Here is a 20,582-nt window from a genome sequence, read left to right as displayed (position 1 = left end):
GGGGGACGCCGCCCACGGGCCTACGGGCCTACGGTTCGACGATGTGCCGCAGATAGGCGTGCGGGTCGGCGAGATAGCGGCGCCAGTGGTCCACAACGCCGAGCTCCCGCCAGGCGACCCTCCGCATACCGTGCTCGCCGACCTCGACGATGTCCGCGCCCGGCAGGGCGGTCAGCAACGGGGAGTGCGTGGCACAGATGACCTGGCCGCCCTCCTTGGCCAACCGGTCGATGTGCCCGACCAGTTCGAGGCACGAAGAGAAGGAGAGCGCTGCCTCCGGTTCGTCGAGAACATAGAGCCCGGCGTGAAGGAACTTCCCGCGGAACGCCGCGAGAAAGCCCTCACCATGGCTGACGGAGTCGGGCGAGAACCCCTCCCTGCCCAGGGCGTCCAGCGCGGTCTCGGCACGCAGGAAGAAGCCCTTGCGGGCCGACCAGCTGGTGACCATACGCTGCCCGCGCCCCGAGGCGGCGTCGAATCTCATCCGCTCGCCGAGCGTCGACTTGCCGCGCGGGGAGGCGTAGCGCCAGTCGTGGGAGCCGCCGTAGGAGTCCAGGCCGAACCCCTCCGCCAGCGCCTCGACCAGGGTCGACTTACCCGAGCCGTTCTCACCGACCAGAAAGGTCACCGGTGCGGTGAAGCGCAGCCCTTCGTCGAGCAACTGCCGGACGCAGGGCACCGACCAGGGCCAGGTCTCCTCGTCGTACGAGGAGAGATGGGCATACGCGCGTTCGACAATCACTCGACCAGTGTCGCCCAGGACTCGGAAGACGTACGTGCCCCCAGGTAGTCGGCGCTCGGTCACACGGATTCCGGTGTGTTTGCGGACCGGAGACGAATTCCTGAGGACGCCGTTCTCCTAACGCCCCTTGCCTCCAAGGCCGTTGTGGGATTCGTCCAACTCCTCGCCTGACTCCTTTGAGTCATCACCGTTGCACGGAAAGTAAAATCCGTACTTCAGGGAAAGTCCTTCCCATGAACCTCGACGGTGAGCAGCTCGACCAGTACGACCATCGCAACCGGCGCGACCAGCACCTGACGTTCCGCCTTCCCAGCCACCCGCGCAGTGTGGGCCGCGCGCGCGAGACTCTGCACGCGCACTTCGACCTGCCCGAGGAGCCCGGCGCGACCGCCGCCCTCCTTTTGTCGGAACTCGTCACCAACGCGCTGCGCCATGGGAGCCCGCCCGGCCGGGAGATCGCCGTCACCCTGCGCCGCGGGGGCGGGGACGGGCTGCTGCGAATGGAGGTCGAGGACGCCGGGGATCTGCTGCCGCGGCCACGCGATCCGGGCCTGGACGACGAGTGCGGGCGGGGGCTCGCGCTGGTCGCCGCGCTCGCCGACGACTGGGGGGTGGCGCCCCGGCAGGGGCCGGGGAAGCGGGTCTGGCTGACGCTCAAAGTGCCCGACCGGTGAGTGCCGTCCATGGCCGGGGGGAGGCGATACTGCCGGCTGCCGGCTCCGCCCGTACCTCGGGCGGCGGGGTCAGCCCTGGTATCCCTCGACCTCGCTCGGCGGACGGACCGCCGCCTCGTCGGGGTTCTCGCCGAACTCCGACTTGGCGCGGCGCTGGCGCAGCAGATCCCAGCACTGGTCGAGCTGTACCTCGACGGCGCGCAGCCGCTCCTGGTCCTCGCCGCCGAGCCCGAGGTGCCGTGTCGAACGGTCGCGCAGGGAGCGTTCCTCGGCGACGAGGGAGCCGATGGTGTCGAGGATCTTGTCGTTCTTGCCGCCCGCGTTCATAGTTCCGATCCTCCCGCCGTATCGGGCCCCTCGCACCTTCGGCGGTCGCGGTCACGGTCGCGGTTACGGTCGTGGTCGTGGTCGCCCCGTCGCGGTCACCGTCGCGCGGGGGCGCGCAGATCGAGTTCGACGAGCAGGGCCCGGTGGTCCGTGTCCGCCAGATCGAGGAAGCGGGCCCGCCGTACGGAGAAGTCCTCGCTGATCAGCACATGGTCGATCTGCGCGCCCAGGGGCCGGGGAACGGCGGCGGGCCAGGACGGGGTGCGGCCCGCGCCCGCCAGAGCGGCGCTGTCCCGCAGCTCGCCGTCGTCGAGGACGGCCCGGAAGGCGGCATGGTCCCGGGTGGCGTTGAAGTCGCCCGCCAGGATGAGGGGAGCGTCCCGGTGCGCGGCGGCGTAGGTACGGATACGGCCCAGCTCCCGGCGCCATGAGCCGACCCCGCCGGGGATGGGCGGCAGCGGGTGGACGAGCTGGAGCCGTACGGCACGGCCCCCGACGACGGCTTCCGAACCGGGCATGGAGAGCGTGCCCTCGATGCCCTCGGTGTCGGTGAGCGGGAGAGCGGACAGGATCGCCGAGCCCTCCGCGTGGCCGGCCTTGACGATATGGCGGTACGGATAGTCCGCCCGCGGAATACGGGTGTTGAGGAGCTGGGCGCAGATGTACTCGCACTCCTGGACGAAGACCAGGTCCGGTCTCTCGCGGCGGACCGTCTCGATCAGTCCGAGCGTCGCCTGTCCGAACTCGACGTTGGAGGTGAGCACGTCGATCCGGGCGATGGCGGCCTGTTCCGGCCCTGAGGCCGAGGCCCCGCCACCGGCCTTGTCGCCGGCCCCGGCCCCGGTCTGGGAACCGTACGGCAGTCCGAACCACCCCGCCACGGCGAGCAGCACCAGCGCCCAGACCAGCCCGCCGCGCCAGCGGAGCAGGGCGGTGAACACGGCGGCCACGCCGATGGGGAGGAGCGACCAGGGCAGGAACGCGAGGAGCTGGGGGACGGGGGTGACACCGTCGACGCCGATCGCGCGACAGCCGACGAGCGCGGTGGCCGCGGCGAGGGAGAGGCCCGTCGCCCAGATCAGCAGCCGTTCGGGGGCGGGTCGCGCGAGGGGCGGGGGCGGGTCGTCGAGCGGGTCACGTGCGACGGTTCTGCTGCTCGCGGTGTCCAAGGGCCCGGCCTCTCGCTCGCACGATCTCCTCCGCCCCGGCACGCGGGACGTCACACACAGCGTACGGACGTGTACGGACGCGTACGCGCGTACGGGGACAGTGACCGTGGCCACTGTTCCCGTACGCGCGTACGTGGTGTCGGGGATGGGGCGTTGGGGCGTTGACGTCAGCGGAGCGTCAGGTTCTGCCGGTCGACCCGGTGCCGGCTCCGCCGGCTCCCGTGCCCGGCGCGGCGCCGAACGGGCCGCGGTCCGTGGCCAGCGCCCAGATGATCCACGCGGCCAGGGCCATGCCCACGACCGCCCAGACGGGCTGGTACGGCAGATACATGAACTGCGAGACGAGGATCAGCGAGGCGACCGCAATACCGGCGTACCGCGCCGGCCGGATACGCATCAGAATCGCCAGTCCCACCAGGGCGACCAGGATTCCGAGGGCTATGTGCAGCCAGCCCCATGAACTGAGGTTGAACCCGTAGGCGTAGCCGGAGACGCTGTTGAGGATCCGGTCCCTTCTGACCGCGGCTGCCCCTTGCAGAATGGCTGTCGCTCCCATGACCACCATGAGCACACCGGCGAAGAAACTGCCGCCGACGGCGTAGGCGGCCCTTCTCTCGGTATGAGCGCCGGTCCCCGCGCCGTATCCGGTGCCGGTCCCCGTGCCCATTCCTGTGCTTGCGCCTGTGCCCATGCCCGTGGTGGGGGGCCTCTGTGCTGTGTTCTGGCTCATAAGCCCATGGTGCTCCAAATGGAGCAAAAGGGACATTTGGGTGGGGGTGCTCGGCATAAAGATTCAGTAAAGCCGAGATCGGACAAGGTCAGGGGCGGTCCGGTGTCCCCGCCCCCACCGGTACGGGCGTGCGCCCCGGCGGAACCGGCGGCGCTCGCCGGTGTCGGCCCATGAGCCAGCCGATCGCGGCCAGGGCGAGCCCGGTCGCGAGGATCCACCAGGCCGCCGTACGGAGGGAGGCGGTCAGCGCGTCGTAGATGGCGGCGGCGGCCGAACGGTCACCGTTGTCCGGCAGATTCCCCAGAGTGGTCGTACGGGCCACCGCCACGACGACGCCCAGGAGCACCGCGCCCGCCGCGAACGCGAGACCGACGCCGGTCAGCGCCCGGTGCCGGCGCCGGCGTACGGCCAGCAGCAGGGCTGCCAGGGCGAGCACGACCGTCGCCACGGCCGGCCGGACACCCGCCGCCTTGAGCCCCCGGGCCACATCGCGCCAGACACCGAGCCCGTTGGCCTTCAGGACGGTGATCTCGCTGTGCCGTACGGGGATCCGGTCGGCGTACGGCACCCGGTCGGCCATCAACTGCCGTTTCACCTGTTGGGTGACGGGCGCCAGATCGATGGACACGGCATCACCGCCACCGCTGGCCAGGACCTGCTGCGCGGTGGTGTGCGCGGCACGGGCGGCCGTCGTCCACGCGTTCTTGAAGGCCTCGGTGGTGGAGAACGACAGCACGGCCTCGTGCAGCAGCTCGCGTACGCCCGACTGGAGCGGGCCCACGTCGATCTGCGTCATGACCTGGTCGGTCACCCGGTCGGCGACGGCGCCCTGCACGGCCGGGTCGGAGGCGAGCGGCGCCATCGTCGAGACGAAGCGGCCCGTGTCGCCGATCTCCAGATCGGCCCAGGCCGCGATCGCGCTCAGCGGGGTGAGGACCGCGAGCAGGACGATCAGCGCCGTGGAGAGATAGCTCCGCACTCCTCAAGGGAACGTGGCGCGGGCGCCCGGCGCGAGCGGTGCGCCGCCGACCCGGTGAGCGCCGGGGGTGACGGGGGTGACGGGGTACGACGAGGCCGGGTTGACGGGTACGACGGGCGGGTGTGCGCTGGAGGAGTGGGGGCGCGGGGAAAAGCGGGGGGACGAGGGAAGGAGCGCCCTGTCATGGCCACTCAGGCACCGACGCGGCCGACGCGCCGCCGTGTCTCCCCACTGGAGCGGTTCCGGCTGTCTCCGCACATCCTGGGGATACCGCTTCTCCTGGGCATCATCTACGCCGCGTACGCCGCGTACATCGCGCGCGGCGGCGGACCGGCCACCTACGGACAGCTCGCTCTGGCGCTGATATCCGGCGCGCTCCTCGCCCTGCTGATCTTCGGACTCCTCCGGGTGCAGCACACCCTGATGCGGGAGGTGCGCGCCGCGGCCTGGGGCGTGCTGGTCGGCGGGTCGATGGGCTTCCTGTACAGCCTGACCGGGCACAGCGTGCTGCTGTCGTCGGGGATCGGGCTCGCGCTCGCCGCGGGGACGGTCATCATCACGTTCTACGCGTTCTATATGCGAGAACCCTGACCTCCGAGAACCCCGACTTTTCGACCGGCCTCGCCAGGGCCGGTCCAGCATGGCGTCGGCGGCGGGGGGCCGGGAGGGAGGTGTCCCGCGCGGCGGTCCGTACATCGCGCGCAGGAGGCGCTGCGCGTGGCGGCGGGCTTCTCCGGGCCCGGACGAGCCCGTCCGGGCCCGTGGCCCTACGTGAGCTTCCCGAGAAGCTGCTCGAAGGGCACGACGTCATCGAGGTCGCCCGCCTCGTCCAACCCGCCCGCCTCGCCCCTCTCGCTCGCGCCCTCCGCGCCGTCCGCGCCGGTGCCTTCTGCCCGTGCCGGTGCGAGCGTTCCCAGCAGCCGGGCGAACTCGCCGCCCGCTCGCTCGATCCGGGCCGGCAGCCCGCCCGCGTAGGTGTCGGCCCCGGCGCCCCAGTCGTCGGTCGCCGCGAAGACCGCCGTCGGCAGGGTCAGCGCGTGCAGGTACGTGAAGAGCGGGCGCAGCGCGTGCTCCATCACGAGTGAGTGCCGCGCCGTGCCGCCGGTCGCCCCGAGGAGCACGGGCGTTCCGGCGAGCGCGTCCGGTTCGACCAGGTCGAAGAACGACTTGAACAGCCCGCTGTAGGAGGCGGCGAAGACCGGCGTCACCACGATCAGACCGTCCGCCCCGGTCACCCGGTCCAGCGCCGCGCTCAGCGCGGCCGACGGGAACCCGGTGACCAGGTTGTTCGCGATGTCGACGGCCAGCTCGCGCAGTTCCACGACCTCGGCCTCCGCCTTGCGGTCGGCGGCGGCCAGTTCGCGCGCGGTCGCCTCCGAAAGCCGGTCGGCCAGCAGCCGGGTGGACGACGGCCTGCTCAGCCCCGCCGAGACGGCGACGAGCTTCAACGCCCCCATGGTCAGACCTCCTTGGCAGTGGGTTCACTGCGATCGGTACGGGCGCTGCGGGCGGCGACCGCCGGGTGGACGGGTCCGTCCGGGACACCCGCCGCCCGCAGACTCGCGAACTCCTTGCGCAGTACGGGCACGACCTCCTCGCCCAGCAGGTCGAGCTGTTCCAGCACGGTCTTCAGCGGCAGGCCCGCGTGGTCCATCAGGAACAACTGGCGCTGGTAGTCGCCGAAGGACTCACGGAAGGACAGCGTCTTCTCGATGACCTCCTGCGGACTGCCGACGACCAGCGGGGTCTGCTCGGTGAACTCCTCCAGCGAGGGCCCGTGCCCGTACACCGGCGCGTTGTCGAAGTACGGCCGGAACTCCCGTACCGCGTCCTGCGAGTTCCTCCGGATGAACGCCTGGCCGCCGAGGCCCACGACGGCCTGCTCCGGGGTGCCGTGCCCGTAGTGGGCATAGCGCTTGCGGTAGAGCCGGATCAGCTTCTGGAAGTGCTCCTTGGGCCAGAAGATGTTGTTGGCGAAGAAGCCGTCCCCGTAGTAGGCGGCCTGCTCGGCGATCTCGGGCGACCGGATCGAGCCGTGCCAGACGAACGGCGGGGTGCCGTCCAGCGGGCGGGGCGTCGAGGTGAAGCCCTGGAGGGGGGTACGGAACTTGCCCTCCCAGTCCACGACGTCCTCGCGCCACAGCTTGTGCAGCAGCGCGTACTTCTCGATCGCGAGCGGGATGCCCTGGCGGATGTCCTCACCGAACCACGGATAGACCGGACCGGTGTTCCCGCGCCCCATCATCAGATCCACGCGCCCGTCGGCCAGGTGCTGGAGCATCGCGAAGTCCTCGGCGATCTTCACCGGGTCGTTGGTGGTGATCAGGGTGGTGGAGGTGGAGAGGATCAGGCGCTCGGTGATGGCGGCGATATGGCCGAGCATCGTCGTGGGCGAGGAGGGGACGAAGGGCGGGTTGTGGTGCTCGCCCGTGGCGAAGACATCGAGCCCCACCTCCTCGGCCTTCCGCGCGATGGCGACCATCGCCTTGATCCGCTCGTGTTCGGTCGGCGTACGTCCCGTGGTCGGGTCGGCCGTGACATCGCCGACCGTGAAGATCCCGAACTGCATCGCGCTTACCTCTCGCCTCTCGAAGGGTGGATTGGTTGAATCTTAAACTGCCACCTGTAACGACGACCCGCCGCCCCCTATTCCGCCCGGCGCGGCAGCGCGATTGCGCCCGGCGGCGCGCGGGAGGACGCCGTCGGTGCGCTCATGCGGATGCCCCCGGTGCGGGGCGGGGGCGCGGGGTGGGGCGATACGGCGCGGCGGTACGGCAGGGCGGTATGGCCCGGTCGGCGCGGCGGTGCGCGGTACGGCAGGGCGGTACGGCCTGGTCGGCGAGGCGGTGCTCGGGGCAGCCGCAGGCGGCCGTCGCGGGGCAGCCCGAAGCGGCCGTCATCGGCGGCGCGGCGGGTGTGCCCGTACGCTGGAACCGGTGTCGGCCGTGCCCGTGTCGCGTGCCCGACCGCGTACCCGTACCGGGTTGAGCCCCGGAAGCGCCCCGGCAGGAGGTCTGTGATGAGCGGTAGCGAGACCGACGACAGCGAGAGCTGGAAGGAGCGCGGAGTCGCCCTCCGCGTCTTCTTCTACATCTTCGGGACGCACCTCTTCGCCGGGTTCATCTGGCTGCTTTTCTACGTCGGTGAGCACGCCCAGAAATGAGGTCGCTCAGCCCGTTCGGCCAGTGACGGCCCGCGTCCCGGTGGGTGGCTCGCTCCGGTCGCTCGTGCCGCTCGTGCCGCTCGTGCTGCTCCGGTCGCTCGGGGGCCGGGGCAGGGGCAGCGGCGGGCGGAGGGGCGAGGGGCTCCTCGGCCGGGGGCGCCGCCCGCTTCTGCGGATTCCAGAGGGACCGGCCGAAGCCGTACGTGGCGATACGTTCCCTGTGCTGTCCGTTGAGCAGGTGAATCACCGCGAATCCCACCGCGATCAGGCCCAGGATCACCACCACGCTGATCCAGTTGCTCATGACGCGCTCGCCTCCTCCCGTCCAACGTACTCCCGCGAAGGTCGCGCGGCCGTTCGGGAGGCTTGATACCCTCTCAGGCGGCGATTAGGTTAGGCTCGCCTAAGTGTCATTTGGGCTGAATCCGCCGAGTCCGCCGAGTCCACCGAAACCGCTGAGTCCGCTGAGTCCGTCGCGGGAGTTCCAACGAGTCCCAACAAGGTGGTTGGTGGCGCGACCCGTCCCGCAGGCGTTTGGCGCGCGTCCACTCCATCCGGACCATTCAGTCTGTTCGTTGCGTTCCGTTCCGTCTCTCCCGCCCCCCACCCCAAGGTAGAGCGAGCCGTGTCCGTCCCGTACCCGCCCTCCGCCGCGCCCCGGTCCGCCGATCCGGCCGACTTACCGCCCGCTCCGGAGGGCGCGTCAGAGGGGGAGACGTCTTGCCATGTCACCCGGTCTGGTGAACTGGCCATACGACACATACCACTTGCCGGGGTGGAGGCCGCACACGAATCGGGCCGGATCCTTGGCACAGCCCATAGGGACGGCTACGGCCAGGAGTTCGCGATGCGCGCGTTCGTCCGTCGGCTGTGAGGTCGCCGTGCGCCGGACGGACGGACGGACGGGCGGTGCGGCCTGCCCGTCCGCCTGCCTGCCCGCCCGTCCGCCGGTCCGGCCGTCTTCCTCTCCCTCCCCCTTGCCCCTTCGTCCTTCTCCTGGTCCTTCCCTTGGTCTTCCCTCTCGTCGTTCCCTCCCGAGACCCCGGAGCCGTGTCATGACCGTGCCGCCCCACACCACCCTGCCCGCCGAGGGGCGTTCCGCCGTCGACGCCGGCGCCGTCCTGGGGCGGCAGCGCGCCCGGGAATCCGCGGCCCGTACGTACGCCCGTTCGTTCCCGATCGTCCCCGTCCGCGCCAAGGGCCTGACGGTCGAGGGGACCGACGGGCGCCGCTATCTCGACTGCCTCTCCGGCGCGGGGACACTCGCCCTCGGCCACAACCATCCCGTCGTGCTGGAGGCCATCCGCCGCACGGTGGACAGCGGGGCACCGTTGCATGTCCTCGATCTGGCGACGCCGGAGAAGGACGACTTCACCGACGCGCTCTTCGCCACCCTGCCGGGCGCCTTCGCGGACCGCGCGCGGATCCATTTCTGCGGGCCCGCGGGTACGGACGCGGTCGAGGCGGCGCTGAAGCTGACGCAGACGGCGACCGGGCGGAGCGGGGTGCTCGCGTTCACCGGCGCGTACCACGGGATGACGGCGGGGGCGCTCGCCGCGACCGGCAGTGTCGCGGTCAAGGAGCGGGTCGCGGGCGGCGGGGCGGAGGTGACCCGGCTGCCGTATCCGTACGCGTACCGCTGTCCGTTCGGGGTCGGCGGCGAGCGCGGCGCGCAACTGGCGGCGACGTATACGGAACGGCTGCTCGACGACCCGGCGGGCGGTGTCGTACCGCCCGCCGCGATGATCCTCGAAGTGGTCCAGGGCGAGGGCGGCGCGGTGCCGGCGCCGGACGGCTGGCTGCGGGAGATGCGGCGGATCACGTCCGAGCGGGAGATCCCGCTGATCGTGGACGAGGTGCAGACGGGGGTCGGCCGCACCGGCGCGTTCTGGGCGGTGGAGCACAGCGGGATCGTGCCGGACGCGATGGTGATGTCGAAGGCGATCGGCGGGAGTCTGCCGCTGGCCGTGATCGTGTACGACGAGAAGTACGACGGCTGGCTGCCGGGCGCCCACACCGGGACGTTCCGTGGGAACACGCTGGCGATGGCCACGGGCGCGGCGACGCTGCGGTATGTGGCGCGGGAGGGTCTGGTCGAGCGTGCGGCGACGGTGGGCGCGCGGATGACGGCACGGCTGGAGGGGCTGCGCCCGGAGCTGCCGGTGATCGGTGACGTCCGGGGACGCGGTCTGATGATCGGTATCGAACTGGTCGACCCGGAGGGGCCGTTGGACTCCTGCGGGGCGCGTCCGGCCGCGCCGGAAGTGGCGGAACGGGTACGGGCGGCCTGCCTCGACCGTGGGCTGATCGTCGAACTGGGCGGACGGTTCGGCGCCACGGTACGGCTGCTGCCGCCGCTCGTGATCACGGACGAGCAGACGGAGGCGGTGCTGGACCGACTGACGGACGCGATCGCGGCGGTGTCGGGGGCGGGGGCCGGGGTCGGGTCCGGGTCTGTGCCCGCGCCGGTGTCGGCGCCGGTGTCGGCGCCGGTGGGGCGGGGGCGGTGCTCGTGACGACGGACGGGGGGCGGGTGGACGTGGCGGTACCGGAGGTCCCCGCGCCGGGAGCGGGGCCGGACGCGGGGCCGGGTGGAGAGCTGGGTGAGGACCCGGGCGACGCGCTCGGCGCTGGATTCATGCCGGGTGTCGGTGCCGTGGACGACTTCGTACGTGCGGTGGGGCGGCCGGGTGGTGCGGGCGGCCCGATTGGCGCCGGGGATACGGCCCTGTCGGGCGGAGTCGATGGCGCCGAGGCGCTGGGGCCGCTGCTGGACACCGTCCTGAACGCCCTGGCCGAGGGCGCGCGTCGCCGAGGCGGCCCGATTGGGGCGGGGCGGCCGGGGGAGCTGGCGGAGGCGGTGGTGGAGGCGTTCGGGGAGGGGGCCGGGGTGTCTTTCCCCCACCCCGCCCCTTCCCGTAACCAGGGGCTCCGCCCCTGGACCCCGGGACCGGGGCCCCAGCCCCCCGCCCCGGCGGGCGGGGCTGACGCTGTGCTGCCGCAGGCGCCCGGGGCCGGGCCCCCGGTGGCGTCGGGGTCGGGGCCCGAGGGTCCCGTGACCCAGCCCCCTGCGTCCGCAGGCGGAGGCGACGCCCCGCCCGGGGCCGGCCTCCCGGCCGCGTCGGGGCCGGGGGCCGAGGGTCCCGCGCTCGCGTCGGACCCGGGGCCGAAGCCCCAACCCCCCGCCTCCGCAGGCGGGGGCGCCGTCGTGCCGCAGGCGTCCGGGGTCCCGACCCCGACCCCGGGGGCCGACGGGCCCGCGCTCGGGGCCGGGGAATCGTCGGTGCTTGCGCGGCTTACCGCGTTGCTTGCCGAAGGGAGCGCCGATCCCGCCGATCCCGCCTGTGCCGCCCATCTGCACTGCCCGCCCCTCGCCGTCGCCGTCGCCGCCGATCTCGCCGTCTCCGCGCTCAATCCCTCCCAGGATTCGTGGGACCAGGCGCCCGCCGCGACCACCCTGGAGACCCTGCTGCTCAAGGAGTTGGCGCGGCTCGTCGGGTACGACCCGGAGTCGGCCGCCGGGGTGCTGACCTCCGGGGGTACGGAGTCCAATCTGATGGGGCTGATGCTCGCCCGGGACCGGATCCTCGGCGCCGCCACCGGGCGCCAGGTGGAGATGACCGGGGTCCCGGACCTCGCCCCCGCCCCCAGCCGCGCCCACGCCCCCGGCCACGCCCTCACCCCCGCCCCCGCGCCCCGGCCCCGCATCCTCGCCTCCGCCGCCGCGCACTTCTCCGTACAGCGCGCCGCCGCCCTGCTCGGTCTCGGCGAGGACGCCGTGCTGCCCGTCCCCGTCGACCGTCAACTCCGTATGGATCCGGACGCGTTGGCCGCCGCCCTCGACTGCTGCGCCCGGCGCGGCGAACTGCCGGTCGCCGTCGTGGCGACCGCCGGGACCACCGACACCGGCGCCGTCGACCCGCTCCGCGCCTGCGCCGCGCTTGCCGCCGCGCATGGCGCGTGGCTGCATGTGGACGCCGCGTACGGCGGCGGCGCCCTGCTGTCCGACCGGCTCGCGCCGCTGCTGGACGGTCTCGCCCTCGCCGACTCCGTCTCGCTCGACTGGCACAAGCTCGGCTGGCAGCCCGCCGCCGCCGGGGTCTTCCTCGTCCGCAGGTCCGAGACATACGCGTCGCTCGCGCGCCGTGCCGTCTATCTCAACCCGGCCGACGACGAAGAGGCCGGCTACCCGAGCCTGCTCGGGCTCTCGCTGCGTACGACCCGCCGCGCCGACGCGTTCAAGATCGCCGTGACACTGCGGACGCTCGGCCGGGAGGGACTCGGCCGGCTGGTCGACGCCTGCCACGATCTGGCGGTGGCGGGGGCCAGGACCGTACGGGACCACCCCCGGCTCGATCTGCACGCCGAACCGGTGCTCACCGCCTTCCTCTTCCGCTACCTGCCGTCCAACGCGGCCGACGAGTCCGACGCGTCCAACGCCGCCTACGAGACAGAAGTCGACGCGATCAACGCCTCGCTCCGCCGCCGCCTCCTGCGCGAGGGCCGGGCCGTCGTCGGCCGTACGGAGCTTCCCGGCGAGGGCCCCGGCCGCGTACGCCTCAAGCTCACCCTGCTCAATCCGCACACCACCCCCGCCCAGGTGGACCGGCTTCTGCACGCCGTCGTGGCGGCGGGCCGCGCCGAGGAGGACGCGCGGCGCTGAACCCGCCCCCGGCTCGGCGCCTGCCCCGGCCGCCCGTCCCCGCCCCCGGCGCCCGCCCCCCGGTCACTGAACGACCTGTCCGAACGACCCGTCCACATCGGAGGCCCACGATGACGAACGACCACGCCCGCACCGCCCACCCCCGCACCGCGTCCACCCGCACCGCCCCCGCCCGCACCGCGTCCACCCGCACCGCGTCCATACGTACCGACCCGACCGTGTACGACCTCCTCGGCATCGGCATCGGCCCGTTCAATCTGTCGCTCGCCGCGCTCTGCGACGGCGCCCCCGACCTGCGTACCCTCTTCCTCGACGCCAAGCCCGCCTTCTCCTGGCACCCCGGGCTGCTCATGGAAGGCACGGTCCTCCAAGTCCCCTTCCTCGCCGACCTGGTGACGATGGCGGACCCGACCAGCCCCTGGTCCTATCTGAACTATCTGCGCGAGCACGACCGGATGTTCCCGTTCTTCTTCTCCGAGCGGTTCCACATACCGCGCCGCGAGTACGACCACTACTGCCGCTGGGTCGCCGGGCGCCTGCCGTCCTGCCGCTTCGACGCGCGCGTCACGGAGCTGGAGTGGGAGGAGGGGGAGGGCATGGGTGGAGGCACGGGTGGAGGCACGGGCGAGGGGGTCTTCGCCGTCACGCACCGCTCGGCGGACGGTTCGCTCTCGCGGGTACGGGCACGGCAGGTGGTGCTCGGCGTCGGCACGCAGCCGGTCGTCCCGGAACCGCTCCGCCCGCTGCTGTCCACGCCGACCCTGCCGTCCCCGCACAGCGGACTCGTACTGCACAGCGCCGACTACCGCACCCACCGGACACGGCTCGCCGGACTTGACGACGTCACTGTCATCGGCGCCGGCCAGTCCGGCGCCGAGGTCGTGCTCGACCTTCTGCGTCAGCAGGACGGCGACGGCCGGGGCGGTCCGTTCGTCCGCTGGCTCGCCCGTACTCCCGCCTTCGCGCCGATGGAGTACTCCAAGATCGGCCTGGAGCACTTCACGCCCGACTACGTCCGCTACTTCCGCGCCCTGCCGGAACAGCGGCGGGACCAGCTCGTACGGGAACAGTGGCAGCTCTACAAGGGCGTCAGCGAGGAGACGCTCGCCGAGATCCACGACGAGCTGTACGAGCGGACCATCGGCGGTACGCAACCGCGCGCCGCCCTGCACCCGGGCGTCACGGTCGAGAACGCGGAGGGCCTGCCGGGGCCCGGGGGTACGACCGGCCCGGCGGACGGCGGCGGCTATCTGCTGACGTGCCGGCACACCGAGCAGGACGAGGTCTTCGAGGTGCGCACCTCGGCGGTCGTGTCGGCCACGGGATACGCGGCGGCGCGGCCGGACTTCCTGGACACGCTGGCGAAACTGGTGGTCTGGGACGAGAAGGGCCGCTACCGGATCGACGGCGAGTACCGGGTGGCCCTCGACCCGCGCGTGACCGGCGCGCTGTACGTCCAGAACGCCGAGCTGCACACGCACGGGGTCGGCGCCCCCGATCTCACCCTCGGCGCGTGGCGGGCGGCGACGATCCTGAACGCGGCGGCGGGCCGCACGGTGCTACGGGTCCCCGAACGCGCCGCCTGGACGACGTTCGGAGTACCGACAGCACCCGGAACACCGTGAGCACCAAGCGCGGCCACCCCGCCAACGCCCCACCCCACTACCGGGCGGCCGAGACGAAGCTCTTCTCCATCGCGTCCAGGATCTGGCCCGCGCCGGTGTAACCGATGCCCAGCATCCACAGGTTGTCGTCGACCTCGAAGGCCATGTCCTTCTTCACCGCGTCGAGGTTCTTCCACAGCGGACCGCCCACGGTGGCCGTCTCCTTGGCCTTCTCCGGGTCGCCGTAGGTGGAGTGGAAGATGACATCGGCGTCGGCCTTGTCGATCTGCTCGGGGCTGACGTCGAGCGAGAAGCCGGTGGTGTCCTGGTTGGCGGGCCGCCCGACCTGGAGGTCCTTGAGGAGTGAGCCGACAAAGGTGTCGTTGAGATAGAGACGGGTGTCCGCGCCCTCCACGAACCGTACGAAGCCGACCTTCGTCTCCTTCGCCTTCGCCACCCCGCCCAGCGCCTCCGTCAGCCGCTTGACATGCGCCTCGTAGTCCGCGACCACCGCCGCGGCCTCGTTCTTCCTGCCGAGCGCGTCCGCGTGGAGCTGGAAGTTCTCCCGCCAGGTCGGCCCGGTGGTGTCGGTGAAGACGGTCGGGGCGATCTTCGAGAGCGAGGCGTAGTTCTTCCCGTCGCGGACCTTGCTGCTGAGGATCAGGTCCGGCTTCAGCGCGGCGATCGCCTCAAGGTTCGGTTGGGCGATCAGACCGACCGGCTTGATGTCCTTGAGCCGGTCGGCCGGGAGGTACGTCGAGAACGGCGCCTTGTCCACGGCGGTGGTGGCGCCGACCGGCGTCACTCCGAGCGTGACCGCCGAGTCGAGCGCGTCGGTGTCCAGCACGACGACCCGCTCCGGCGCGTGAGCGATCTTCACCTCGCCCATCACCGTCTTGACGGAGTGCGTGTCGCCTCCGTTGCCGGTGCCGGGAGCCGTGTCGGTGCCGGACGCGCCCTGGCCGCCGGTACCGCCATCACCGCCGCCGTCACCACCACCATCACCGCCGCATGCGCTGAGCGATAAGGCGAACGCGAGGGCGGCGCCCGCGACGGTGATACGGCGGCGGACACGGGCCGTTCGGGACACGGTGGACACGATGAGGAGGCCTCCCTGGCAGAAGTGACAGAAGTAAGGGGAACCTGACCCTAGCCGGGCCCCTGCCCCCCCGTCACGGTCGTGCCACGGACATACAGGGGCACGCGCACAGCGGTGCCAAGTGCGGCCCGCTCAAACGGAGTCGGCGAGACCGAGCAGCGTACGGGCCAGCTCGTCCGGCCGCGTGAAGAGCGCCTCATGGCTCCCCGGCGTCCGCACGACGGGTACGTCCCCCAGCCGGTCCGGGAAACGCGGAGCCCATCCGTACTCCCCGGGCGGCAGCCCGTGGTCCTCCGCGCCCACCACATACGCGCTCGCGACATCGACACCGCTGGGCGTCATGTCGGCGGTCGGCGCGTCCGTCACGGTCCGGTACGGGTGCGGGCGGAGCAGCTCGTACACGACACGTGCCGTCGCCTTGTCCGCGTCCTGCATCAGGCTCGACGCGAAGAACTCGAACGTGGGGGTGACCGTGTTGTCCGCCGACGCACGGCTCGACTCGTCGAACGCGGCCCGGTGTCCGGGCGGCAGCGCGTCCCGGAGCGACTCGCCCGCCCGGGGCACGAACGCGCTGTAGAAGATGACCTGTTTCAGTCTCCTGGCGAGCCGCCGTTCCGCCCCGCCGATGACATAACCGCCCCAGCTGTGCGCCACGACCGTGACATCCGTCAGGTTCCGGCGCTCGACATGGTCGACCAGGGCGTCGACGCAGTCGGCGAGCGTCACCCCGCGCGGGTCGTCGTCGATACCGAGCCCGGGGCTCGTGGGCGCCAGGACGCGGTGACCGGCCGCCCGCAGCCGCGAGGCCACCGGCTGCCAGGCCCAGCCGCCGTGCCACGCTCCATGGATCAGCAGAAATGTTTCGGACATCACTTTCGAGGCTAACAGCCCCATTTGCTCCCGCACTTCCGTACGGAAAGCGACGTAATCATCACGCTGTGCGTCCGGTCCGCCCCGGCGCGAAAAGTCTTCCGTCCGACCCGCAACCTCAGCGTGGGACGCACGTCTGTCGGGGTGGAGGCGCCTCCACCTGTCCGTCCATCTGCCCGTCAGATGTCCGTCCACCGCCGAGATGATTCGAGGAACGGTATGTCCGCACGTCACACCGCTGTACGCAGCGCCTTCCGGGGCCGGTTGAAGCTGGTCCTGGGTACGTCCGTGGCGGTCGCCGCGCTGGCTGTCGGCGGAGTCATGACCGCCGCCCAGGCCGACTCGCCCAAGCCTGTGCCGAGCAAGCCCGCGCCGGTGAAGCCTGTCCCCGCCCCGGCCAAGCCCGCCCCGGCCAAGCCTGTTCCCGCCAAGCCCGCCCCCGTGAAGCCGGTACCGGCCCCGGCCCCCGCCAAGCCCGCTCCGGCCAAGCCGGTACCGGCCTCCGCACAGCCCACCCCCGTACCGAGCACCCCCGCCCACCCCGTACCGGGCAAGCCGGCCCCCGCGAAGCCCGTACCGGGCAAGCCCACCCAGCCGTCCCCGGTTCCCTCTCCGGTGAAGTAGCACTTCCCGGTGGAGTAGCACTTCCCCCAGGGGCCGCCGGGCGACGACCCGGCGGCCCCCGGCGGCCCCCCGGCTCGTTCCCCGTCCAGGAGACCCATGAGGACAGCGACAGCGACCGCGAGAGCGAGAGCGACCGCAACAGCGACGTACCCGGCGCCCTCCGCCGCTCCCCAGGCGGACGGCGCGCTCCGCCGCGCCTGGCGCCTGCTGCTGCGCAGCCTCTCCGAGAGACGCGACCTGCCGACCGCCCTCACCGGACCGCCCTGGACCACGGCCGCGATCGACGACCTCTACCACCACCGCCGGCTCCAGCTCGTCCGGCTGGCACTGCTCCTCGTGGACGACCTCCCCACGGCGGAGGACGTCGTCCAGGACGCGTTCGCCGCGCTCTTCCGGCGGTACGGCGAACGCCTCACCGGCCTGGACGACCCGGAGGCGTACGTCAGAACCTCCGTCGTCAACGGCGCGCGCTCCGTCCTGCGCCGCCGCAGGACCGTACGCGCCTACATACCGGAACGGGAGAGCCACGCGCCCCCGGCCGAGGAGGACGTACTGCTCCGCGAGGAGCACCGGGAAGTGCTCGTGGCGCTGCGCCGCCTCACCAGACGCCAGCGCGAAGTGCTCGTGCTGCGGTACTGGTCCAATCTCACCGAGGCGCAGATCGCGGACACCCTCGGGGTCTCCCGCGGCACGGTCAAGTCCACCGCGAGCAGGGCGCTCGACGCCCTCGGCAGAGAGCTGGAGCTGATGGCCCGATGAGCGACCAGGACCTGTTGGAACGGCGTCTGCGGGACGCCCTGGAGGCCGGATCCCGTACGGTCGGCCTCCCCGACCTGCGCCGCCCGGTCCCGCCGTCGGCCGGTGCGGCCCGCCGACCGCCGGTCAGGGCCGCCGCGTTGGCGCTGCTCGCGCTGGCGGCGGCCGTGGCGTGCGTGCTGCTCGTCCTGCCGGGGGAGCGCCCCCAGGAGGGCCCGGCCAGTCCCGTGCCTCCGCCGGTGTCCCCCACCGCCACCGACCCGGCGCCCGTGCCCCGTACGACCGAGCCCGAGTCCCAGCCCTCACCGGAGCCCGGCACCGACGGCAGGCCCGCCGGTCAGCCGGCCAAGCCGGTCACAGGGCAGCCGGTCGCAAGCCAACCGGGCAGGGCACCGGTGAGCGGGTGACGGTGAGCGGGTGACGGTGATCCGGGGAAACGGGACGGACCCCTGGGTCAGCCCCGGTCGTCCTCAGCCCCGGTCGTCCTCAGCCCCGGTCGCCCGGCACCAGCAGACCCACCATTCCCGCGAAGCCCTCCGCGGCATGACCGTCCTCGACCCGGCGCTTCATCAGCTCGAAGTACGGCATCAGCAGCTCCGGGCTGACCCCCTGCTCGTGCGCGGTGCCCACAAAGGTCTTGATCCCCGCGACCTGCATGGCCAGGCTGGAGACGACGTCCGACGTGTAGTCGCCGCTCTCCAGCTGTCCGGCGATCTGCTCGACGGACGCGGCCATCGCCGTCAGCCAGCCGGAGAGCAGCGGCGCGAACTCCTTCAGCGCGATCTCCTCCTCCCCGAGCACCAGGGCGAAGGCGTGCGTGACACCCGCGAGCGTGCCGTACATCCCGCTCAGCAGCGCCACGTCCTGAAGCGCCGCGTGTCCGGCGTCCTTACCGACGAAACGCGTACCGCCCGGCACCGCCAGCGCCGCCCGGTGAGCCCCGAACACCTCGTGCGACCCGCTGTAGAAGACATAACCGCCCGCCTCCGGAACCCCGATCATCGGCGGTACGGCCATGATCCCGCCGCTCAGGAACCGTGCCCCGCGCCCCTCGGCCCACTCCCCGCGTTCCCGCGCCTGAGCGGGGGTTCCGGTGGTGATGTCCACCAGGTCCTTGCCGGACAGATCGACACCCTCCAGCGTCTCGCCGACCGAGGCGTCGTCCAGCAGACAGGTCACGACCAGCGTGTTCGCGGCCACCGCCTCGGCGGCGCTCGCTGCGAGCGTGGCCCCCTCGGCCACCAGGGGCTCGGCGCGGCTCGCCGTACGGTTCCAGACGGTGAGGGAGTACCCGGCGGCGAGCCAGGCACGAGCAAAGGCGGAGCCCATGTCGCCGAGGCCGAGGAGGGTGAGAGAGGGGAGGGAGGGGAGGGTGCGGGAAGCGGAAGCAACGTCAGAAGTGTTGTGCGTCATGGCGATTAAGCTCGCCAATAACGCGGGGACCAGCAAGTACGCACTTCGAAGTGGGCGCTTTCCCCGAGGTATGTGACCAGGTCGGACCGGGAGAGGAGCGGATGGGCACGATGGTGACTGTCGGCAGGCCGGGCGCGCCCGACGCGTATCACTGCGGGATCGACGCGGCCATGGACGTGATCGGCGGCAAGTGGAAGGTCCTGATCCTCTGGGCGCTGGACGACAGCCCGCGCCGCTTCGGCGAGCTGCGCCGGATGCTCCCCGGCGTGACGGAGAAGGTCCTCACCACCCAGCTCCGTGAACTGGAGACGCACGGAATCGTGTCCCGCGAGGTGTACGACGAGGTTCCTCCGCGCGTCGAGTACGCGCTCACCGAATCCGGCGTCGCCCTGGGGTCCGCGCTCCAGCCCCTCAGCTTGTGGGGGCGGGAGCACGTCCTCGGAAAGGTCCGGTGAGTCCATGACATCACCGGACCTTTGTCAGCCGGTCAGGGCCTCGGCCTTGACGGCGTCGATGAACGACGACCAGTTGGTGGGTCGGAACAGCAGCGTGGGCCCGGTCGGGTTCTTGGAGTCGCGGACCGGGATGTCGGCGTACCCGTCCGCGACTTCGAGGCAGTCGCCGTTGCTGGCCCCGCTGTAAGTGGACTTGCGCCACCCGATGAAACGGTCGCCGATGTTCATGCTCGAAGACCCTCCGCTTTGAGTGACTCGATGAACGACGTCCAGTCGGCGGGCTGGAAAAGCAGGGTGGGGCCGGTCGGCTTCTTGGAGTCCCGGACGGGAACGCTGGCGTATCCGTCCGCTACTTCGAGGCAGTCGCCGTTGCCGCCTCCGCTGTAGCTGGACTTGCGCCACCGGACGAACTGCTCACTGCTGCTCATGCTCGTATTCCTCCGCTACGGCCCTGACGAGGGCGAGTGAATCCTTGTGCGACAGCGCATCGCCTAGCGCCAGATCGTAGGCCGCCTGACAATTGCTCACCAGACGGGGCTGGTCCATCAAGTGCCCTGTGTAAAGGCCTTCGACGTACGCGATCGGTGGGGCGTCCTCGAAGTTCATCAGGTACAGCATGCTCTCGGCCAGGGCGTGTTCTCCCGCATCGAACGTCAGAACATGCAGCCGCAGCCGTCCGAGCTCTGCCATCTGCGCGATCTTGCGGAGCTGCTCGGCCATGACCTGCGGACCGCCGACCTTGCGCCTGAGCGCTGCCTCGTCCAACAAGGTCCACACTACGGGCCTCTTCAGGCTTTCCAGCACCTGAAAACGCTCCATGCGGTTGACAACAAGTTGATCCAGATCATCCGACCAGTAGTTCGGCCGCCATGAACGGAAGATCGCTCGCGCGTACTCCTTCGTCTGGAGCAAACCAGGGATGAGCGCCGAACCGTAGTGGCGAATCTCCGTCGCCTGTCGTTCCAACTCCGCCACTCCCGCGAAGTGTTCGGCGTACTTGGAGTCCAGATCCTTCAGCCACCGCGCGAAGAACCCGTCCGTACCCAGCGCCGCGTCGATGCGCTTCGCGTCATCGGGGTTCGGCAGTCGGCGTCCCGCCTCGAAGTGGCTGATCAGCGTGGCCGAACACACCACGATCTCGCTCAACATCTCCTGGGTCATGCCCGCTGCTATCCGACGCAGCTTCAGCTCCTCGCCGTACTTCTGCCGAGGGGTGCGCGGCTTACTGGCTTCCGCCATGCCATCAACTCCTTCATCTGATGCGACCGTTGTCAACCCCCCACTCCTAGCCAGCGTAGCGGCCCACCTATCACT

The 20,582-nt window shown here is 71.6% G+C and carries 24 protein-coding genes; 10 read left to right on the top strand and 14 right to left on the bottom strand.

Annotated elements, in window-relative coordinates:
* Positions 1-28 precede the first annotated feature (28 nt).
* Entirely contained in the window at positions 29-742 is a 714-nt protein-coding gene (locus tag ACWGDX_RS25660) for an AAA family ATPase (RefSeq protein ID WP_453629142.1), read from the bottom strand.
* 233 nt (positions 743-975) lie between these two features.
* Between ACWGDX_RS25660 and ACWGDX_RS25655 the strand changes: the two genes are divergently transcribed.
* Positions 976-1,416 (top strand): ATP-binding protein, encoded by a 441-nt coding sequence (locus tag ACWGDX_RS25655; RefSeq protein ID WP_453629140.1) that lies wholly within the window; start codon positions 976-978, stop codon positions 1,414-1,416.
* 69 nt (positions 1,417-1,485) lie between these two features.
* Here ACWGDX_RS25655 and ACWGDX_RS25650 read toward each other — a convergent pair whose 3' ends face one another.
* The 4 genes from ACWGDX_RS25650 to ACWGDX_RS25635 form a co-directional block, all read right to left on the bottom strand.
* Positions 1,486-1,743 (bottom strand): DUF2630 family protein, encoded by a 258-nt coding sequence (locus tag ACWGDX_RS25650; protein WP_453629138.1) that lies wholly within the window; start codon positions 1,741-1,743, stop codon positions 1,486-1,488.
* 95 nt (positions 1,744-1,838) lie between these two features.
* Positions 1,839-2,912 carry an endonuclease/exonuclease/phosphatase family protein gene (locus tag ACWGDX_RS25645; protein ID WP_453629136.1) on the bottom strand — a complete coding sequence of 358 codons (1,074 nt, stop codon included), beginning with the start codon at positions 2,910-2,912 and terminating at the stop codon, positions 1,839-1,841.
* Between the two features lie 178 nt (positions 2,913-3,090).
* Positions 3,091-3,642, bottom strand: coding sequence for a DUF7144 family membrane protein (locus ACWGDX_RS25640; protein WP_363079055.1), 552 nt, complete (start codon positions 3,640-3,642; stop codon positions 3,091-3,093).
* 88 nt (positions 3,643-3,730) lie between these two features.
* Entirely contained in the window at positions 3,731-4,621 is an 891-nt protein-coding gene (locus ACWGDX_RS25635; protein WP_453629134.1) for a hypothetical protein, read from the bottom strand.
* Between the two features lie 183 nt (positions 4,622-4,804).
* On the opposite strand from ACWGDX_RS25635, the gene ACWGDX_RS25630 reads away from it, so the two are divergent.
* Entirely contained in the window at positions 4,805-5,212 is a 408-nt protein-coding gene (locus tag ACWGDX_RS25630; protein WP_453629133.1) for a hypothetical protein, read from the top strand.
* 176 nt (positions 5,213-5,388) lie between these two features.
* Here the strand turns inward: ACWGDX_RS25630 and ACWGDX_RS25625 are convergent, their stop codons facing one another.
* Both ACWGDX_RS25625 and ACWGDX_RS25620 read right to left on the bottom strand, forming a co-directional pair.
* Positions 5,389-6,078: an FMN reductase gene (locus tag ACWGDX_RS25625; protein ID WP_453629132.1), complete on the bottom strand. Its 690-nt coding sequence runs from the start codon at positions 6,076-6,078 to the stop codon at positions 5,389-5,391.
* 2 nt (positions 6,079-6,080) lie between these two features.
* A complete protein-coding gene (locus tag ACWGDX_RS25620) occupies positions 6,081-7,190 on the bottom strand; it encodes an LLM class flavin-dependent oxidoreductase (protein WP_453629130.1) in 1,110 nt (369 codons plus the stop codon).
* 450 nt (positions 7,191-7,640) lie between these two features.
* Between ACWGDX_RS25620 and ACWGDX_RS25615 the strand changes: the two genes are divergently transcribed.
* A complete protein-coding gene (locus tag ACWGDX_RS25615) occupies positions 7,641-7,784 on the top strand; it encodes a DUF6126 family protein (RefSeq protein WP_453629128.1) in 144 nt (47 codons plus the stop codon).
* On the opposite strand, the gene ACWGDX_RS25610 is transcribed toward ACWGDX_RS25615, so the two are convergent.
* Entirely contained in the window at positions 7,741-8,088 is a 348-nt protein-coding gene (locus tag ACWGDX_RS25610; RefSeq protein ID WP_453629126.1) for a hypothetical protein, read from the bottom strand. The genes ACWGDX_RS25615 and ACWGDX_RS25610 overlap by 44 nt on opposite strands.
* A gap of 751 nt (positions 8,089-8,839) precedes the next feature.
* On the opposite strand from ACWGDX_RS25610, the gene ACWGDX_RS25605 reads away from it, so the two are divergent.
* The 3 genes from ACWGDX_RS25605 to ACWGDX_RS25595 all read left to right on the top strand — a co-directional run bounded on the left by ACWGDX_RS25605 (position 8,840) and on the right by ACWGDX_RS25595 (position 14,072).
* Positions 8,840-10,300, top strand: a complete 1,461-nt coding sequence (locus tag ACWGDX_RS25605; protein ID WP_453629124.1) for a diaminobutyrate--2-oxoglutarate transaminase — start codon at positions 8,840-8,842, stop codon at positions 10,298-10,300.
* 767 nt (positions 10,301-11,067) lie between these two features.
* Complete coding sequence (locus ACWGDX_RS25600; protein WP_453629122.1) at positions 11,068-12,447, top strand: pyridoxal phosphate-dependent decarboxylase family protein; 1,380 nt, start codon at positions 11,068-11,070, stop codon at positions 12,445-12,447.
* A 110-nt stretch (positions 12,448-12,557) separates the two neighbouring features.
* Positions 12,558-14,072 (top strand): lysine N(6)-hydroxylase/L-ornithine N(5)-oxygenase family protein, encoded by a 1,515-nt coding sequence (locus ACWGDX_RS25595; RefSeq protein WP_453629120.1) that lies wholly within the window; start codon positions 12,558-12,560, stop codon positions 14,070-14,072.
* A gap of 37 nt (positions 14,073-14,109) precedes the next feature.
* Here ACWGDX_RS25595 and ACWGDX_RS25590 read toward each other — a convergent pair whose 3' ends face one another.
* Together ACWGDX_RS25590 and ACWGDX_RS25585 are read right to left on the bottom strand one after the other, a co-directional pair.
* Complete coding sequence (locus ACWGDX_RS25590) at positions 14,110-15,141, bottom strand: ABC transporter substrate-binding protein (protein ID WP_453629207.1); 1,032 nt, start codon at positions 15,139-15,141, stop codon at positions 14,110-14,112.
* Positions 15,142-15,282: 141 nt separating this feature from the next.
* The gene (locus ACWGDX_RS25585; RefSeq protein ID WP_453629118.1) at positions 15,283-16,020 is read right to left on the bottom strand and encodes an alpha/beta fold hydrolase; all 738 of its coding nucleotides are present in this window, start codon (positions 16,018-16,020) and stop codon (positions 15,283-15,285) included.
* A 219-nt stretch (positions 16,021-16,239) separates the two neighbouring features.
* Between ACWGDX_RS25585 and ACWGDX_RS25580 the strand changes: the two genes are divergently transcribed.
* From ACWGDX_RS25580 to ACWGDX_RS25570, 3 genes are all read left to right on the top strand, one after another.
* Positions 16,240-16,644, top strand: coding sequence for a hypothetical protein (locus tag ACWGDX_RS25580; protein WP_453629116.1), 405 nt, complete (start codon positions 16,240-16,242; stop codon positions 16,642-16,644).
* A 96-nt stretch (positions 16,645-16,740) separates the two neighbouring features.
* On the top strand, positions 16,741-17,403 hold the full coding sequence (locus tag ACWGDX_RS25575; protein WP_453629114.1) for a SigE family RNA polymerase sigma factor: 663 nt from the start codon (positions 16,741-16,743) through the stop codon (positions 17,401-17,403).
* On the top strand, positions 17,400-17,807 hold the full coding sequence (locus ACWGDX_RS25570; RefSeq protein ID WP_453629112.1) for a hypothetical protein: 408 nt from the start codon (positions 17,400-17,402) through the stop codon (positions 17,805-17,807). The genes ACWGDX_RS25575 and ACWGDX_RS25570 overlap by 4 nt, the downstream gene beginning before the upstream one ends.
* 79 nt (positions 17,808-17,886) lie before the next feature.
* Here the strand turns inward: ACWGDX_RS25570 and ACWGDX_RS25565 are convergent, their stop codons facing one another.
* Entirely contained in the window at positions 17,887-18,813 is a 927-nt protein-coding gene (locus ACWGDX_RS25565) for an NAD(P)-dependent oxidoreductase (protein WP_453629110.1), read from the bottom strand.
* A 110-nt stretch (positions 18,814-18,923) separates the two neighbouring features.
* Here ACWGDX_RS25565 and ACWGDX_RS25560 point away from each other — a divergent pair, with 110 nt between their 5' ends.
* Entirely contained in the window at positions 18,924-19,268 is a 345-nt protein-coding gene (locus ACWGDX_RS25560) for a winged helix-turn-helix transcriptional regulator (protein ID WP_453629205.1), read from the top strand.
* A 24-nt stretch (positions 19,269-19,292) separates the two neighbouring features.
* Here ACWGDX_RS25560 and ACWGDX_RS25555 read toward each other — a convergent pair whose 3' ends face one another.
* From ACWGDX_RS25555 to ACWGDX_RS25545, 3 genes are read right to left on the bottom strand one after another with little or no spacing between them, the layout of a single operon-like run.
* Positions 19,293-19,496 carry a DUF397 domain-containing protein gene (locus ACWGDX_RS25555; RefSeq protein ID WP_453629108.1) on the bottom strand — a complete coding sequence of 68 codons (204 nt, stop codon included), beginning with the start codon at positions 19,494-19,496 and terminating at the stop codon, positions 19,293-19,295.
* Positions 19,493-19,696, bottom strand: a complete 204-nt coding sequence (locus ACWGDX_RS25550; RefSeq protein ID WP_453629106.1) for a DUF397 domain-containing protein — start codon at positions 19,694-19,696, stop codon at positions 19,493-19,495. Before ACWGDX_RS25550 ends, ACWGDX_RS25555 begins: the two co-directional genes overlap by 4 nt.
* Positions 19,683-20,507, bottom strand: coding sequence for a helix-turn-helix domain-containing protein (locus ACWGDX_RS25545; RefSeq protein WP_453629104.1), 825 nt, complete (start codon positions 20,505-20,507; stop codon positions 19,683-19,685). The genes ACWGDX_RS25550 and ACWGDX_RS25545 overlap by 14 nt, the downstream gene beginning before the upstream one ends.
* Between the last annotated feature and the right edge of the window lie 75 nt (positions 20,508-20,582).

It is taken from the genome of Streptomyces sp. NPDC055025, assembly GCF_053608565.1.
The sequence above is the reverse complement of the archived record's forward strand: the minus strand, read 5'-3'. Positions and strand labels throughout refer to the sequence as shown.

Bases quoted from the DNA above. Each gene is read 5' to 3' on its own strand.
- ACWGDX_RS25625 (WP_453629132.1), bottom strand. From the start codon at position 6,078: ATGGGGGCGTTGAAGCTCGTCGCCGTCTCGGCGGGGCTGAGCAGGCCG.
- ACWGDX_RS25610 (WP_453629126.1), bottom strand. From the start codon at position 8,088: ATGAGCAACTGGATCAGCGTGGTGGTGATCCTGGGCCTGATCGCGGTG.
- ACWGDX_RS25650 (WP_453629138.1), bottom strand. From the start codon at position 1,743: ATGAACGCGGGCGGCAAGAACGACAAGATCCTCGACACCATCGGCTCC.
- ACWGDX_RS25655 (WP_453629140.1), top strand. From the start codon at position 976: ATGAACCTCGACGGTGAGCAGCTCGACCAGTACGACCATCGCAACCGG.
- ACWGDX_RS25575 (WP_453629114.1), top strand. From the start codon at position 16,741: ATGAGGACAGCGACAGCGACCGCGAGAGCGAGAGCGACCGCAACAGCG.
- ACWGDX_RS25550 (WP_453629106.1), bottom strand. From the start codon at position 19,696: ATGAGCAGCAGTGAGCAGTTCGTCCGGTGGCGCAAGTCCAGCTACAGC.
- ACWGDX_RS25605 (WP_453629124.1), top strand. From the start codon at position 8,840: ATGACCGTGCCGCCCCACACCACCCTGCCCGCCGAGGGGCGTTCCGCC.
- ACWGDX_RS25580 (WP_453629116.1), top strand. From the start codon at position 16,240: ATGTCCGCACGTCACACCGCTGTACGCAGCGCCTTCCGGGGCCGGTTG.
- ACWGDX_RS25620 (WP_453629130.1), bottom strand. From the start codon at position 7,190: ATGCAGTTCGGGATCTTCACGGTCGGCGATGTCACGGCCGACCCGACC.
- ACWGDX_RS25570 (WP_453629112.1), top strand. From the start codon at position 17,400: ATGAGCGACCAGGACCTGTTGGAACGGCGTCTGCGGGACGCCCTGGAG.
- ACWGDX_RS25560 (WP_453629205.1), top strand. From the start codon at position 18,924: ATGGTGACTGTCGGCAGGCCGGGCGCGCCCGACGCGTATCACTGCGGG.
- ACWGDX_RS25545 (WP_453629104.1), bottom strand. From the start codon at position 20,507: ATGGCGGAAGCCAGTAAGCCGCGCACCCCTCGGCAGAAGTACGGCGAG.
- ACWGDX_RS25595 (WP_453629120.1), top strand. From the start codon at position 12,558: ATGACGAACGACCACGCCCGCACCGCCCACCCCCGCACCGCGTCCACC.
- ACWGDX_RS25565 (WP_453629110.1), bottom strand. From the start codon at position 18,813: ATGACGCACAACACTTCTGACGTTGCTTCCGCTTCCCGCACCCTCCCC.
- ACWGDX_RS25640 (WP_363079055.1), bottom strand. From the start codon at position 3,642: ATGAGCCAGAACACAGCACAGAGGCCCCCCACCACGGGCATGGGCACA.
- ACWGDX_RS25555 (WP_453629108.1), bottom strand. From the start codon at position 19,496: ATGAACATCGGCGACCGTTTCATCGGGTGGCGCAAGTCCACTTACAGC.
- ACWGDX_RS25630 (WP_453629133.1), top strand. From the start codon at position 4,805: ATGGCCACTCAGGCACCGACGCGGCCGACGCGCCGCCGTGTCTCCCCA.
- ACWGDX_RS25615 (WP_453629128.1), top strand. From the start codon at position 7,641: ATGAGCGGTAGCGAGACCGACGACAGCGAGAGCTGGAAGGAGCGCGGA.
- ACWGDX_RS25585 (WP_453629118.1), bottom strand. From the start codon at position 16,020: ATGTCCGAAACATTTCTGCTGATCCATGGAGCGTGGCACGGCGGCTGG.